We start from the raw sequence: 13,585 nt of genomic DNA, 5'->3' as shown, positions 1-13,585 counted from the left end.
CGCGCTACCGGGCGAGTGCCGCCGCCTCACGCGCGAGGCCGCTGATCCGGTCCCAGTCCTTCTGCTTCACGGCGTCGGCGGGTGTGAGCCAGGATCCACCGACGCAGCCGACGTTGGGCAGCGACAGGTAGTCCCCGACGTTCGACGTCGAGATACCGCCGGTGGGGCAGAACCGTGCCGCCGGAACGGGTGAGTGGATCGAGCCGAGGAACTTCGCGCCACCCGACGCCTCGGCGGGGAAGAACTTGAGTTCGCGATAGCCGCGCTCGAGCAGGAAGAGCACCTCGGAGACCGTCGCCGCGCCCGGGAGGTGTGGCAGTCCGGTGTCCGTCATCGCCTTCAGCAGAGTTTCGGTGCTACCCGGCGAGACCAGGAACTGTGCTCCCGCTTCGGCCGCCTGCGCGGCCTGCACCGGTTCCACGATCGTGCCCGCGCCGACGCGGATCTCCGGCACCTCGTTCGCGATCGCCTTGATGGCGTCGAGAGCACACGGCGTGCGCAGGGTCAGTTCGATCATCGGGATGCCGCCGGCCACCAGGGCGCGGGCCACCGGCACTGCGTCGCCGAGGTCGTCCACGACGACGACGGGGATGACCGGGACGCGGTCGAGGAGGGAGGGGCTGTTCGTCACTGAGATACTCCTTAGACGGGTTGGGGGTGGAAAACGCTGGCGCCCTGGGTGGCCGGTCCGACAGCGGCACGCAGGCCGGCGAAGAGTTCGCGCCCCGTGCCGACCCATTCGTCGGCACCGAGCGCACGACCGGTCGCCGGGCGGGCGGCCAGTTCCTCGTCGTCGAGGTGCACGTTCACGGAGCCGGTCACGGCGTCGACGGTCAGGACGTCGCCGTCACGCACACGCGCGAGCGGTCCGTCCGCGGCCGCCTCGGGGGTGAGGTGGATGGCCGCGGGAACCTTCCCGGAGGCGCCGGACATCCGGCCGTCGGTGACCAGCGCGACCTTCCGGCCCTGGTCCTGCAGAACGCCGAGTACCGGTGTGAGCTTGTGCAATTCGGGCATCCCGTTGGCGCGCGGGCCCTGGTACCGGAGTACGGCCACGAAATCGCCGGTCAGCGTGCCCGCCTCGAACGCGGCGAGGAAGTCGAGCTGATCGTCGAAGACCCTGGCCGGAGCGGTCACCACGCGGTGGTCCGGGTGGACGGCCGACGTCTTCATCACGCACGAACCCAGGTTTCCGGTGAGCATCTTGAGCCCGCCGTTGACGTCGAACGGATCTTCCGGTCCGCGCAACACGCTGGTGTCGAGGCTGATTCGCGTGCCCGGCTGCCATTCGACGCCCTCACCCGACAGCTTCGGTTCCTCGGTGTACCGGCGCAGCCCGGGGCCGACGACGGTCTTCACGTCCTCGTGCAGCAGTCCCGCGTCCAGCATCGACGACACGACGTAGCCGAGTCCGCCGGCCGCGTGGAAGTGGTTCACGTCGGCCGAGCCGTTGGGGTAGATCCGGGCGAGCAGCGGCACCACCGCGGACAGTTCCGACAGGTCGTCCCACGTGAGGATGATTCCGGCGGCGCGGGCGATCGCCACGAGGTGCATCGTGTGGTTGGTCGAACCGCCGGTGGCGAGCAACGCCACGCAACCGTTGACCACGGCCTTCTCGTCCACGACCTCACCGACCGGCGTGTAGTCGTCGCCGAGTGCGGTGAGACCGGTGACGCGCCTACCCGCCTCCGACGTGAGGGCCTCACGCAGCGGGGTGCCGGGGTTCACGAAGCTCGATCCGGGCAGGTGCAGGCCCATGACCTCCATGAGGAGCTGGTTGGAGTTGGCAGTGCCGAAGAACGTGCACGTGCCCGCGCCGTGGTAGCTCGCCGCCTCCGCGTCGAGCAGTTCCTCGCGTTCGGCCTTGCCCTCCGCGTACAACTGCCGCACGCGCGACTTCTCGTTGTTGGGCAGACCGGACGTCATCGGCCCGGCCGGGACGAAGATCGTCGGCAGGTGACCGAACCCCAGGGCGCCGATGAGCATCCCCGGCACGATCTTGTCGCACACACCGAGCATGAGGGCGCCGTCGAACATGTCGTGGGACAGTCCGATCGCCGTCGCCATCGCGATGACGTCGCGGCTGAACAGCGACAGCTGCATGCCGTCGCGGCCCTGGGTGATGCCGTCGCACATCGCGGGGACACCACCGGCGAACTGGGCGATGCCACCGGCCTCCATGACCGCGGCCTTCAGCTGCCGCGGGAAGTGCTCGAACGGCTGGTGCGCCGACAGCATGTCGTTGTACGACGAGACGATCGCGATGTTGGGCTTGACGAAGCTGCGCAGCGCCTTCTTGTCGGCCGGGCCGGACGCGGCGAAGCCGTGCGCGAGGTTCGCGCAGGCCAGCTTGCCGCGCGCCGGGCCGCGGTCCCCCGCCGCCCGGATGCGGTCGAGGTAGATCGTCCGCTCGGGTTTGCTGCGCTCGATGATGCGTTCGGTGACGGCCGCGAGGACGGGGTGCACGTCGGCCGTCGGTGTGGGTGCGTCGGTCATGCGGTGACTCCTTCGTGCCAGGCGCGGCCGTCGCGCTCGATCAGGGTGGTCGCGTCGGTGGGCCCGTTGGTGCCGGCCGGGTAGCGGCGCGGGGCGCGGTCGGACTTCTTCCAGCCGACGAGGATCTGCTCGACCCACTCCCAGGCGGCCTCGACCTCGTCGCGGCGCATGAACAGGGTCGGGTTGCCCCGGACCACGTCCATCAGCAGCCGCTCGTAGGCGTCGGGCGACGGGCGCTTGAACGTTTCGATGTAGTTGAGGTCCAACGACACCGGCTTGAGCCGGATACCGCCGGGTCCGGGTTCCTTCGCCGTCATGTGCAGCCGCATGCCTTCGTGGGGCTGCAACTGGATGACTAGGCGGTTGGGTTCGCTGTGGCCCTCGCTGCCGGGGAACATGGGGTGCGGGACGGGCTTGAACTGCACCACGATCTCCGAGCAGCGTCGGTCCATGCGCTTGCCGGTGCGCAGGTAGAACGGCACGCCGGCCCAACGCCAGTTCTGGATCTCGGCCTTGACGGCGATGAACGTCTCGGTGGCGCTCTCCGGGTTCTCGACGTCCTCCTGGTAGCCGGGGACGGCGATCCCGTCGGCCAGTCCGGGGCCGTACTGGCCTGCGACGGTGCAGCGTTCGACGTCCTGTGGGCTCATCGGCTTGAGGGCCTGGAGGACCTTGAGCTTCTCGTCTCGCACGGTCTCGCGGTCGACGTAGGTGGGCGGTTCCATCGCAACGAGGCAGAGCATCTGCAGGAGGTGGTTCTGCAGCATGTCGCGCAGGGCACCCGCCGACTCGTAGTAACCGCCGCGACTGCCGACTCCGAGCGACTCGGCGACGTTGATCTGCACGTGGTCGATGGACGAGGAGTTCCACAGCGGCTCGAGGAACGTGTTGGCGAATCGCGTGACCAGAAGGTTCTGGACGCTTTCCTTGCCGAGGTAGTGGTCGATGCGGAAGATCTGCGATTCCTCGAACACGGCGCCGACCGCGTCGTTGACGGCGCGGGCCGAGGCGAGGTCGTGTCCGATCGGCTTCTCCAGCACGACGCGGGACTGCGCGTCGGCGAGACCGTTCACGGCGAGGTTCTCACAGATCGGCCCGAACAGACCGGGAGCGCAGGCCAGGTAGAAGACCCGGATCGCCCCTTCCCGCGCCGCGAGGCACTCCGCCAGGCCCGCCCAGTTCGCCGGATCCGCGGCGTCGACGGAGACGTATTCGAGGCGATTGAGAAATCGCTCACAGGTGTCCGAATCCAGCTGATCGCTGGAGACGAACCGCGCGAGTTCTCCCCGCACCTTGTCGCGGTAGCCGTCGGTGTCGAGACCGGCTCGCGAGGCACCGATCACGCGGGTTTCGGCGGGCAGCTGGCCGTCCCGATCGCGCAGGTAGAGCGCGGGAAGCAGCTTACGAACCGCCAGGTCGCCGGTTCCGCCGAACACGACGAAATCGCACGGTTCCACGGTGGTCGCTGGTGACATGTCATCTCCCTCTGAAAGCCGGATGTGTGGGCCGTCACAGACGACAGTAGGCGACCTTTGGCTTTCGATCAATACAGACTTAAGTATTTTTGCGAACAAAGATCACTGCCTTACGTTGTCAGACGCGTGTCCGGTTGGTTGAATGGCCTGCATGCGGACGCCTCGCTCGACGACCTCCCCGGCGACGGGTGGCGACGTCTTCGCCCTCATTCGCGCAGGGCAAGCAACGACTCGCACCGAGATCGGCACCCTCACCGGCCTCTCCCGCACCGCTGTCGCGGCCCGGGTGTCTTCGCTGCAGGCGTCGGGGCTCGTCGTCGAACGCGAGGAGGGCGTCTCGACCGGTGGTCGGCCGCCGGTGAAGCTCTCGTTTCACGTTCAGGCCGGTGTCGTGCTGTCGGCGGCCATCGGCCGGAGCCGCACCCAGCTGGCCATCTGCGACCTCGCCGGCGACGTCATCGTCGCCGAGGACGTGGAGCAGGAGATCGGCACCAGCCCGGCCGAGCTGATGCCCGTCATCGCGCAACGCCTCATCGCGCTGCGCGAGAGTCTGGGCGAGACCGCGGGACGGACGGTCGGGATCGGGATCAGCCTCCCCGGGACCGTCGACACCGAACGCGGGTGCAGCCTGAACTCCCCCATGATGTCGGGCTGGGACGGCGTCCCCCTCCAGCCGTTCCTCGCCGACGTCACCGACGCGCCCGTCTTCGTCGACAACGACGCCAACGTCATGGTGCTGGCGGAGCGGCGCGGAGAACGCCGCGACTTCGCCGACATGCTGCTCATCAAGGCGTCGACCGGACTGGGCGCCGGACTCGTGTCCGGTGGCGTGCTCCAGCGGGGCGCCCTCGGCGCGGCGGGCGAAATCGGGCACACGAAAACCGCAGCGGCACAAGGTGTGGTGTGCCGCTGCGGTGATGTGGGTTGTATCGAGGCCGTGGCCGGCGGGTGGGCGCTGGTCCGCAATCTGCAGGAGCAGGGACGCGAAGTCACCCACATCCGCGACGTGATCACGCTCGCCCTCGCCGGGGACGCCGAGGCGCGGCGGATGATCCGTGAGAGCGGGCGGCAGATCGGCGAGGTCCTGTCGGGCGCGATCAACCTCCTCAACCCGGAGGTCGTGATCGTCGGTGGCGACATGGCGCAGGCCTACGACACGTTCGTCGCGGGGCTACGCGAAACCCTCTACGGCAACGCCATCGCCGTTGCCACCCAACAGCTTCAGATTCTCCCCTGGACGCACGGGGAACTGTCGGGCGTCGTCGGCAGCGCCACCATGGCACTCGACCACGTCCTCAGCGTGCGCGCGGTGGACCAGCTGCTCGCAGGCGCTCCGCGCCCGTGAGCGGTTGACGAGTCCAGAGACTCGCTGACCGCGCACGGGCCCGGAGGGCCTATTTGACGTCGGAACCGTGCTTGGTGAGCGGCATGATCTCGATGTTCATGTACGGGAACAGTGGAAGGTTCCACAGGATCTCGTGCAGTTCGTCGGCCGACTCGACGTCGAAGATGCTGATGTTGCTGTACTGCCCCACGATGCGCCAGATCTCGGGCCACTTGCCGGAGCGTTGGAGCTCCTGTGAGTACGCCTTCTCCTTGGCGATGGTCTCGTCCCGCACCTTCGGGTCGAGGTCACGGGGAATGGCGACGTCCATGCGGACGTGAAAGAGTGCCATCGGGTGGTGTGCTCCTTAGTTCCTGGTCCAGGTCTTGACTGCGTCCATGTTGAGCTCGACTCCGAGTCCGGGCCCCTCGGGCAGGAACACCTGGCCGTCGGCGTAGCGGATCGGTTCCTGCAGCAACTCCTCGCTGAACAGCAGCGGTCCGAACAGTTCGGTACCGAAGTCGATGCCGGGTTCCGCGCACGCGAAGTGGACGGACGCCGCCGTCCCGATCGGGCCTTCGATGGACGTGGCTCCGTGGCAGGCGATTCCGGCTGCCTTGGCGATTGCGACCACCTCGCGGCTCTTCTGCAGGCCGCCACATTTGGTGGTCTTGAGGGCGATGACGTCCGCGGCGCCGCGGCGTGCGACCTCGAGGGCGTCGTGCGGAGTCTGCACGCTCTCGTCCGCCATCACCGGGACGGGGACGAGTCGGTTGAGCTCGGCGAGGACCTCGAGTTGCTCACCGGGTGTGGGCTGCTCGATCAGTTCGACGCCGCCGTCGACGAGGCGGGGCACGTACTTCAGCGCGGTGAGCCTGTCCCAGCGGGCGTTGACGTCGATGCGGACGCCGGCCTTGCCCTGCAGGGCCTGCGCGATCCGAACCACCCGGGCAGTGTCGACGGCGGGATCGAGCGCACCCATCTTCAACTTGAAACTGAAGTGCCGCTTCGACTCGACGAGATCGAGGGCCTCCTCGATGATCTCCTCGGCGGGTGCGGCGCCGAGGGCCCACGTGACGTCGACACTCTTTCGGAAGGCGCCGCCGAGCAGCGTGTGCACGGGCACACCCAGGCTGCGAGCCCAGGCGTCGTGCAACGCGACGTCGACGGCGGCTTTCGCGAAACGTGCATTGGCGACGACTCGTTCGATGTCCGGCATGATGCCGGTGATCTCGTCGACACCACGCCCCAGCAGGACCGGGACTATGTACCGCTCGACGATCGCCTGCATCGTCTCCACCGATTCGCCGCCCCACCACGGGCCGCCGGGGACGACGCCCTCGCCGTAACCGGTCACGCCGCCCGCGGTCGTGACGGCGACGAGCAGCAGCGGCTGCGCCGTCATCGACGTGGTGGCGAACTTGTGGGGACGCACCAACGGCACATCGAGGATCGTCGTTTCGACGGAAACGATCGACAGGTCGGTCATCGGATCACTTTCTCTACGGGTGGAACGGGTCACGCGGGGTCGAGCACGAAGTTGTAGGTGACGTGGTTCTTGCCGTCGTCACCGGTCTTCGGGTCGAGGATGAGTTCCGGCTTGGTAGCCGACGCGACGTCGCTGTCGATCCACTCGCCACCCTTGAAGTACAGCTGCGTGGTCACCGACTCCTTGCCCGGCGCCGACACGATGAGGTGCAGGTGCGCGGGACGCCACGGGTGACCGTTCTGCGCCTCGATGAACTGACCGGTCGGGCCGTCGGTCGGGATCTGGTAGGGCGCCGGCTGGATCGTGGTGATCTCGTAGCGGCCCTCCTCGTCGGCGATGATGGTGCCGCGCAGGTTCCACTCGGGCAGGTGCGGGGCGAACTGCGAGTAGTAGCCGTCGTTGTCGGCGTGCCACAGTTCGACCTTCGCGCCGGCGAGGCCGTTGCCGTCGAGATCGGTGACCTGGCCGGAGAAGACGAGCGGGGTGATCTTCTCGTCCTCTTCCCGCATCGGCAGGGTGCACTTCGACGGCAGCTCGGGCGAGTTCTCGATGTAGTACGGGCCCTCGATGCTGCCCTTGGTGCCCTTGCGGCTGCGAGCGAGGACTTCTTCGACCGAGTGCTCGATGAACACGTCGAGGAACAGCGGCCATTCGCCGCCCTCGCCCACGTCGATGAGCCACTGCTTGAACACGCGGTACTCGGGGTAGGTGACGCCGTGCTTCAGGATCACGTCGTTGAGTGCGCCGAGTGCGTCCTTGGCGATGGCCGCGAGCCGCTCCGGCGAGGTGTCGGCTGTGGCGCGCTCGGCCTTGAACTTGTCGGTGGCGGCGGAGCCGGATCCGGCGGCGGTGGGGCTCTCGGTGGTGGTCATCTGTTTCTCCTTGGGCTGGGAGGGGAGCGGATTGGGCTGATATCGAGTTTTGGGCGACGCGGTGGGTGTTCACGCGCCGAGGGTCTTGCCTTCTGTACGCTCTGCGTACTAGCATCACGCTGTGCGTACACCACTACTGTGCGCGCAGTCACATTGAAATGTCAACCCCAAGTCCGAATACGCACCCGAATCGCTGATGGAGGCCGCAATGACCGAGAGCGATCGCGATTACATCCAGAGCATCGAGCGCGGGTTCGCAGTGCTCCTCGCGTTCGACGCGCAGCGTCCGAACCCGACGCTCGCCGAACTCGCCACAGAAGCGGGACTGTCGCGCCCCGCAGTCCGCCGGATCCTGCTCACCCTGCAGAAGCTGGGGTACGTCGCCGGCTCGGGTGGCCGATGGTCGCTCACCCCCCGCGTGCTGAGCATCGGACAGCACTACTCGGAGTCGCACGCACTGATCGAGGCCGCGATGCCCCGACTGCTGGAGGTGGCCGAGAAGACCCAGGAGTCCGCGTCGCTCGGCGTGCTCGACGGCGCCGACGTGGTCTACGCGGCGCGCGTTCCCGTCCGGCGGATCATGAGCATCAACGTCTCTGTCGGCACCCGCGTCCCCGCGTACGCCACGTCCATGGGTCGCGCGCTCCTGGCCTGGGCCCCCGCCGACGTGGTCGAGCAGGTGGTCGCCGAGTCCACGTTCGAGAAACTCGGGCCCGAAACCATCAGCACTGCAGCCGAACTCGACAAGGAACTCACCAAGGTCCGCGAGCAGGGGTTCGCCCTGACGTCCGAGGAGCTGGAGAAGGGGCTGATCTCGCTGGCCGCCCCCGTCCGCGACGCCGGCGGCACAGTGGTCGGCGTGATCGCCTGCTCCACGTCGTCCGCGCGGAATACTCCGGCACAGTTCCGGGAACAGGCCGTTCCGTGCGTCCTCGCCGCCGCGGCCGCCCTGAGCACGGACATGGGCTTCGCCGGCTGACGGCATCACTCGGTCAGATCGGGTCGAGCACGAAGTCGCAGGAGACCTCTCCGCCGACCAGGCCGACGAGCGACTCGACGGCGGACGCGTCCACTTCTCGCGATGCGCCCGGTGTCGGCACCAGGCGCGTCTCGAGCGGTCGGAAGCCACGCGCATGCACGACGACGTTGACGTGCCCGACATCGGCTTCGCCTCGGGCGCTCGAGAATTCGCACGGCGCCGGCTGCACGGTCGAGATGTCGAAGCGGCCACCGGCGCATGTGACGACGATGCCGCGCAGGTTGTTGCGCAGAATCTCGACGGAGTACCCGGAGTAGCAGCCGTCGGCGTCCGCGTGCCAGATCTCGAGTTCCGCCCCCGACAAAGGGGCGCCGTCGCGTGAGCGCACGACCCCCGCGATGCGGAGCGGAGGCCCCGGTTCGCCGGGGAGTGCCGCAAGGTTCGCCTTCCACGGCAGCACTCGCTGCGCGGGAAGGTAGAACTCGCGGTCGACGTGGTCGAGGCAAGCCTGGTCCACGTGAGGTGCGGTCGTCGTCGACGTCGAGGTCATCACCTGATCCCATCACTCTCGTACGCTGTGCGTACGTTGAGAACGCTGTGCGGTCGTTGTCGAGTGTGCGCGTGGTCACATGCGTTCGTCAACCTCCGGTCCGTTCACATCACGGACGGGTCGGTCCGGTGCATCTGTGGGATAATTTCCCCGCCACCGGCGGACAACGACGTTTCGCCGTCCCCGGTTCGCGCCCTCGTGCCGGCCACGTCGAATCCCCGAGGATCACATCGATGACCACGCCTCCCCGCAGCATCACCCTCCGCTTCCTGGCCGCACCCACCGAAGTGGCGACGCTCGGAGGAGCCGTCCAGGGCGGCCGGATCCTCGAATGGATCGACAAGGCCGCCTACGCCTGCGCGGTCGGCTGGAGCGGGAGCTACTGCGTCACCGCCTACGTGGGAAACATCAAGTTCACCCGGTCCATCGAGTCGGGTCACCTCGTCGAAGTCGAAGCCCGGCTCGTCCACACCGGGCGCTCGAGCATGCACATCCAGTGCACCGTTTCGTCGGCCGACCCGCGCACCGGACAGTTCACCGAGGCCAGCAACTGCCTGATCATCTTCGTCGCCGTCGACGACTCCGGTAAGCCGACGAGCGTGCCGCCGTGGCAGCCCGTCACCGCCACCGACCGCGCCGAGTCCGAGGAGGCGGTCATGCGCATCGGCCTGCGGGCCGACATCGAAGAGGCGATGAGCAAGCAGAACTACACCGACGCGGGCACCGCACCGGAATCGCTCACCCGCTTCCTCGCCGCGCCCACCGACGTCAACTGGGGCGGCAAGACGCACGGTGGAACCGTGATGCGCTGGATCGACGAGGCCGCCTACCTGTGCGGCACGTCGTGGAACGGCACGCCGTGCGTGTCCGTGTACGCCGGCGGGGTGCGCTTCTACCGCCCGATCCAGATCGGTCACGTCGTCGAGGTCGACGCCCGCCTGCTGCACACCGGCGCGCAGACCATGCACATCTCGGTGCACGTGCGATCCGGCGACCCGCGCACCCGGGAAATGAACCTCACCACCCACTGCCTCACCGTCGTCGCCGCCGTCGACGAGGACGGCGCCGCAACGGCAGTGCAGCAGTGGGTGCCGCAGTCCGACGAGGACCGCAAGCTGGAGGCGCACGCCCGCGAACTCATCGCCCTCCGCGACCGGGCTCGAATCGGCGCCCTGGCGTAATCCGCCCGAGTAGCGTCACGGGAAACGGTCTACCCGCGGGAAGGAGCGGGGGGTGCCTGGGAACCGTCCACTCGACGTGCAGTTGTCCCGGCGGCGTGTGCTGCAGTGGGGTGCCGGAGCTGCACTCCTCGGGCTCACCGGGGCCTGCGCCCGTACCGACGACACCGAGGCCCCGATCGGACCCGACTCCCCGGAGGTGCGCGCGTTCGCCGAGGCCGAGTCCCGGCGATTTCCCGGCGGCAGGCCGGTCGCCTACGAGCTCTCCGCGACGCAGTCCGACGTCGACCTCGCAGGCAAACGCACTGCCGCGTGGCTGTACAACGCGCAGCTGCCAGGCCCGATCCTGCGGGCGAACGTCGGGGACAGGGTCCAGGTGCGGTTTCGCAACCAGCTGCCGGATTCCACCACCGTGCACTGGCACGGGCTGGCCATCCGCAACGACATGGACGGGGTCCCGGATGTCACGCAGGCTCCGATACCGGCGGACACAGAGTTCGTCTACGACTTCATCCCGCCCGACCCGGGCACGTACTGGTACCACACGCACGGCGATCTCCAGCGCGGCCGAGGGCTGTACGGGGCTCTGATCATCGACGATCCCGGGGCTCCCGCGAACTACGACGCCGAGTTCGTCGTCGTGCTCTCCGACTGGTTGACCGACCGCACGCCGTCGCAGGTCTTCGACGAACTCCGCGGCGGGCGCATGAGGTCCATGCCCGAGATGACGTCGCGCGTGCTCGGCGGTGACTCCGGCGACGTCCGGTACCCGGTGTACCTGCTGAACGGGAAACCACCCGGCGATCCGACCGTCTTCACCGCACGGCCGGGGCGGCGAGCCCGCATCCGGCTGATCAACGCGGGCGACGACACCGCGTTCCGGGTCGCGCTGGGTGGCCACCGGCTGACCGTCACGGACACGGACGGTTTCCCCGTCGAACCGGTCGACACCGACTCGGTGCTGATCGGCATGGGCGAGCGGTACGACGCCGTCGTCACCCTTCAGGACGGGGTGTTCCCGCTGGTCGCGGTCGCCGAGGGGAAGGGCGCGCAGGCATTCGCGGTGGTGCGCACCGGCGGCGGCGCGGCCCCCGACCCCGCCGTGGCGCCCCGCGAGGTGGGCCCTCCCCCACTCACCGTGGTCGGCTTGCGGGCCACCGACGCCGTCCGGTTACCCGTCGTCGACCCGGGTGTCACCCTGGAGGCGTCGCTCGGCGGCCACATGATGCAGTACGTGTGGACGGTGAACGGCAAGGCCTACCCCGACCACACCCCGCTGACCGTCCACCGGGACCACCGAGTGCGGCTGGTCTATACGAACCCCACGATGATGTTCCACCCCATGCACCTGCACGGGCACACGTTCGCCGTCGCCCGGTCGGACGGTTCGGGACCGCGGAAGGACACCGTGATCGTGCTCCCCGGGCAGACCGTCGCCGCCGACATCGACACGACCAACCCTGGTCAATGGATCACGCACTGCCACAACGACTATCACCTTGCCGCCGGTATGGCGACGATCTTCTCCTATGTGAGCTGACGCCGGACCGTCAGCCCCGGAGCGCTTCCGAGGGCGCCACGCCGTACCTCCGGCGGTACGCCGCTGCGAACCGGCCCGTGTGGGTGAAACCCCAGCGCATCGCGACCTCGGCGACTGTCGACGAACCGTCCGCGCGCAGCAGGTCGTCGTGGACACGTTCGAGCCGGACGTCCAGCAGGTAGTCGCGGGGGCTCACCCCGACGTACTCCTGGAATCCCTCCTGCAGGCGACGGATCCCGACGCCCGCGATCCCGGCCATCTCGGCCGCAGTCCACGCCCGCGCGGGGTCGGCGTGGATCTCGTCGATGACACGCTTGACGATGCGCGGCCGGGTACCGGCACCGGCCGTCTCGTCGTCCGGGATCGCTGCCAGGACCAGCGCCGTGGTGACCGCCCCCGACAGTTGCTCGGCGACGAGGGGGTTCGTGTAGATGCCGTCCGACCGCAGCATCTGGTCGAGCAGCGACCGCACCAGCGCCAGCCAGCTGGCACCGTTCTCACTGGTCAGGTCCAGTTGTGGGGGCAGACGCAGTCCCGGCCGCGCCAGGATCCGCGCCATCTCGCGGTGCAGGTGGTCGCGGTCGACGCGCACGCCGATGATGGAGCAGTCCTTGCTCCAGTCGGTGATGAGCGTCGTCGTGTCGGGCGGGCAGATCGTTCCCGCCCCGGGCACGGACGACACCTCGTTCTTGCCGGTCACCGATTCCAGATGCCCCGACAGCGGCACATTGATCGCATACGCGCCGGGGTGGTCGGACTGGATCGACACGTCGGCGCCCCAGCCGATATGAGTGATCTTCACGGGCCCGAGTTCGACCGCCTCCGCGACGGTGTTGCCCGCGTTCGAGCTGTTCAGCGGGGTCAGCCGGTGCGGGAAGTACACGTCCGACACCACATGCGACGCTTCGTCCCAATCTTCGGGGCGAATCAGCTTGGACGCGGGCTGCATGGCACCAGTGTGACTACGGACACCTTCGATTGCAATTTCCGGCGTGATCCAAGTCACCGCGCAAACCGGATCACCTCCGCGCTCAGCGGATCGACGCACCGTTCCCACGGTCGTACTTTCGTCGGTACCTCATCAGCGCCCCGGACAGGAAGGGAGGCTCCGACCATGGAGCAACGCGAACTCCGGAACATTTTCGGGCAGTTTGCCAGCGGAGTCACGGTCATCACGTGCGCCAACTCCGAGGGCCTGCCGCACGGAGCGACGGTCACCGCCTTCACCGCCGTCTCGATCGAGCCGAGACTGTGCCAGATCACCCTGACCCGAAAGTCCAAGGCCTGCAACTATTTGAGCAAGGCACCGTTCGCCGTCAACATTCTCGCCGCCGACCAGGTGGACACCGCGATGCATTTCGCCGGGCGCCCGCAGAACCCCGAACCCGTATGGGCCGACGGGCCGACCGCCCCCATCATCTGCGGTGCCGCCGCCACGCTGTCGTGCCGGCCGTGGGCCGAGTACGACGGCGGCGATCACATCATCTTCATCGGTGAGATCGTCGCGGCCGAATCCAGCGGCAAGGACCCGCTGCTGTTCTACCGGAGCACCTTCCACGATCTCGGCTCACCGTCCGCGTCGGCCGCGTGGAACGGATCGATGGACGATCCGAACAACGGCTGGTTCGACTCCACCACCTCCTTCACCCCGTTCCATCTTCAGCCCGTCAACTGACCGCTCA

Annotated in this window: 13 protein-coding genes; 5 read left to right on the top strand and 8 right to left on the bottom strand. The window is 68.1% G+C overall.

Going from position 1 to position 13,585, the window contains the following annotated elements; translation table 11 throughout:
* Positions 1–4 precede the first annotated feature (4 nt).
* The 3 genes from eda to zwf are packed head-to-tail and all read right to left on the bottom strand — an operon-like array spanning position 5 to position 3,971.
* A complete protein-coding gene (gene eda, locus HGB39_RS06860; protein WP_005573885.1) occupies positions 5–631 on the bottom strand; it encodes a bifunctional 4-hydroxy-2-oxoglutarate aldolase/2-dehydro-3-deoxy-phosphogluconate aldolase in 627 nt (208 codons plus the stop codon).
* Between the two features lie 11 nt (positions 632–642).
* Entirely contained in the window at positions 643–2,496 is a 1,854-nt protein-coding gene (gene edd / locus HGB39_RS06855; protein WP_005573884.1) for a phosphogluconate dehydratase, read from the bottom strand.
* Entirely contained in the window at positions 2,493–3,971 is a 1,479-nt protein-coding gene (gene zwf / locus HGB39_RS06850) for a glucose-6-phosphate dehydrogenase (protein ID WP_005573883.1), read from the bottom strand. Before zwf ends, edd begins: the two co-directional genes overlap by 4 nt.
* 151 nt (positions 3,972–4,122) lie before the next feature.
* Here zwf and HGB39_RS06845 point away from each other — a divergent pair, with 151 nt between their 5' ends.
* Entirely contained in the window at positions 4,123–5,316 is a 1,194-nt protein-coding gene (locus tag HGB39_RS06845) for an ROK family transcriptional regulator (protein ID WP_005264060.1), read from the top strand.
* 49 nt (positions 5,317–5,365) lie between these two features.
* Here the strand turns inward: HGB39_RS06845 and catC are convergent, their stop codons facing one another.
* Genes catC through catA form a run of 3 tightly spaced genes read right to left on the bottom strand, consistent with a single transcriptional unit; the run spans position 5,366 to position 7,656 of the window.
* Positions 5,366–5,647: a muconolactone Delta-isomerase gene (catC, locus tag HGB39_RS06840; RefSeq protein ID WP_005573881.1), complete on the bottom strand. Its 282-nt coding sequence runs from the start codon at positions 5,645–5,647 to the stop codon at positions 5,366–5,368.
* Positions 5,648–5,662: 15 nt separating this feature from the next.
* A complete protein-coding gene (locus HGB39_RS06835) occupies positions 5,663–6,784 on the bottom strand; it encodes a muconate/chloromuconate family cycloisomerase (protein ID WP_005573879.1) in 1,122 nt (373 codons plus the stop codon).
* 29 nt (positions 6,785–6,813) lie between these two features.
* Positions 6,814–7,656 (bottom strand): catechol 1,2-dioxygenase, encoded by an 843-nt coding sequence (gene catA / locus HGB39_RS06830; protein ID WP_005573877.1) that lies wholly within the window; start codon positions 7,654–7,656, stop codon positions 6,814–6,816.
* A 208-nt stretch (positions 7,657–7,864) separates the two neighbouring features.
* Here catA and HGB39_RS06825 point away from each other — a divergent pair, with 208 nt between their 5' ends.
* Complete coding sequence (locus HGB39_RS06825; RefSeq protein ID WP_043793602.1) at positions 7,865–8,635, top strand: IclR family transcriptional regulator domain-containing protein; 771 nt, start codon at positions 7,865–7,867, stop codon at positions 8,633–8,635.
* Between the two features lie 13 nt (positions 8,636–8,648).
* On the opposite strand, the gene HGB39_RS06820 is transcribed toward HGB39_RS06825, so the two are convergent.
* A complete protein-coding gene (locus HGB39_RS06820) occupies positions 8,649–9,185 on the bottom strand; it encodes a dioxygenase family protein (RefSeq protein WP_005573874.1) in 537 nt (178 codons plus the stop codon).
* 233 nt (positions 9,186–9,418) lie between these two features.
* Between HGB39_RS06820 and HGB39_RS06815 the strand changes: the two genes are divergently transcribed.
* Complete coding sequence (locus HGB39_RS06815; protein ID WP_005573872.1) at positions 9,419–10,366, top strand: acyl-CoA thioesterase; 948 nt, start codon at positions 9,419–9,421, stop codon at positions 10,364–10,366.
* Between the two features lie 52 nt (positions 10,367–10,418).
* Positions 10,419–11,903 (top strand): multicopper oxidase family protein, encoded by a 1,485-nt coding sequence (locus HGB39_RS06810; RefSeq protein WP_064080055.1) that lies wholly within the window; start codon positions 10,419–10,421, stop codon positions 11,901–11,903.
* A 10-nt stretch (positions 11,904–11,913) separates the two neighbouring features.
* On the opposite strand, the gene HGB39_RS06805 is transcribed toward HGB39_RS06810, so the two are convergent.
* Entirely contained in the window at positions 11,914–12,852 is a 939-nt protein-coding gene (locus tag HGB39_RS06805) for an AraC family transcriptional regulator (RefSeq protein ID WP_005573871.1), read from the bottom strand.
* Positions 12,853–13,017: 165 nt separating this feature from the next.
* On the opposite strand from HGB39_RS06805, the gene HGB39_RS06800 reads away from it, so the two are divergent.
* The gene (locus HGB39_RS06800; RefSeq protein ID WP_037231006.1) at positions 13,018–13,578 is read left to right on the top strand and encodes a flavin reductase family protein; all 561 of its coding nucleotides are present in this window, start codon (positions 13,018–13,020) and stop codon (positions 13,576–13,578) included.
* Positions 13,579–13,585 lie beyond the last annotated feature (7 nt).

It is taken from the genome of Rhodococcus opacus, from assembly GCF_012396235.1.
GTDB classification, from domain to species: domain Bacteria; phylum Actinomycetota; class Actinomycetes; order Mycobacteriales; family Mycobacteriaceae; genus Rhodococcus_F; species Rhodococcus_F opacus.
The sequence above is the reverse complement of the archived record's forward strand: the minus strand, read 5'-3'. Positions and strand labels throughout refer to the sequence as shown.